Consider the following 1,077-nt stretch of genomic DNA (forward strand, 5'->3'; position numbering starts at 1 on the left):
AAAATCTTCTCGCAGTTTTAAGTAGACCAATTTCGATTACTGCCAAAAAGAATAAGACTGCGGTGAAGATTGATTACAAAGTTATCGTGGATTTGCCTGAAAGTTAGGGCTAATTCACCAGCCACTAATTAGATTAGCAGAAAAGTTTAATGAGCGGTGGTACGAACTTCGAGAGAGGGTGAGGCCTATGGTGTAAAAACCTTGGCGTCAGATTCTGGTAGAAAGGAGTACAGCCAAGCTTGTGATTGGTGCATTAGTATCAATCACAGCCGTCATCGGTGCGCTGGTCGTCTTGATCAATGTGGTAACACGTTTGGTCAAGGCTTTGACCCGCCTGCTTACGCAGGTGCGCAAACTGATGATGGCGTTCGGAGAAATCCGGAAAAAATGAGCACGCAAAAAGCCGCTTCTAACTTTTGGCGAGTTTAGCGGCTTAGTGCTTGTCTAATCTGACCACCGTTCTTAAAACGGTTCTGCGACGGGGCGTTGACTTCAGCAGAGTCAGCGCCCTTTGTGTCTATATTATATCACGTTTGGAGATTGCAACCAAGCGTGATTAGCGTGCTGATGTTGGTGCTAATGCGGAAAGAATTTTGGGGTCAACCATCGACGCCTTTTGGTCCATAATGGCGTCTGCCATGCGGCTGACCTTACCATTGATTTCTGCGCCTGCTTTATCAGGCGCAGTTCCTAACTCGATGTATAGCATTGCTTCCACAAACCACTTGCGATTTCCCTTATTAAGAGACGATAACACCTGGATTATTCATAGAATTTCAAAAAAGCAGCGCAATCCCATGATTCACACGGGACTGCGCTGCTTTGGTGTTTCACCCATTGGGTGCGCCTATATGCTAAGGTTAAGTCGACAAAAACCATCACGAAAGCGAGGCTTCACACCATCTCAACTTTAACCAGCTTATCCCTGCAATGCAATACCAATGTGACTGTGACCGCCGACGGCGGTCAACTTTCAAATGACGCCGGGCTCGTTTTGTTCCAAGAGTTTCTTCATCGTATCAACTTTAGGCAACTTGCCAATCAGTGCCTCAAGTTACCAGACCAACGACGATTCTG

2 protein-coding genes are annotated in these 1,077 nt (G+C 46.3%); one reads left to right on the forward strand and one right to left on the reverse strand.

The genetic code is table 11. The features are described 5' to 3' along the window. Window positions 1-241 precede the first annotated feature (241 nt). Window positions 242-391 (forward strand): hypothetical protein, encoded by a 150-nt coding sequence (locus tag ACGG90_RS15620; protein ID WP_390410735.1) that lies wholly within the window; start codon window positions 242-244, stop codon window positions 389-391. Window positions 392-556: 165 nt separating this feature from the next. On the opposite strand, the gene ACGG90_RS15625 is transcribed toward ACGG90_RS15620, so the two are convergent. Beyond that, the gene (locus ACGG90_RS15625; protein WP_390410736.1) at window positions 557-709 is read right to left on the reverse strand and encodes a hypothetical protein; all 153 of its coding nucleotides are present in this window, start codon (window positions 707-709) and stop codon (window positions 557-559) included. Between the last annotated feature and the right edge of the window lie 368 nt (window positions 710-1,077).

This window comes from Lacticaseibacillus jixiensis (assembly GCF_042847315.1).
Classification (GTDB): domain Bacteria; phylum Bacillota; class Bacilli; order Lactobacillales; family Lactobacillaceae; genus Lacticaseibacillus; species Lacticaseibacillus jixiensis.

Excerpts from the sequence above, each read along its gene's own strand:
- ACGG90_RS15625 (WP_390410736.1), bottom strand. The coding sequence starts at position 709 with ATGCTATACATCGAGTTAGGAACTGCGCCTGATAAAGCAGGCGCAGAA.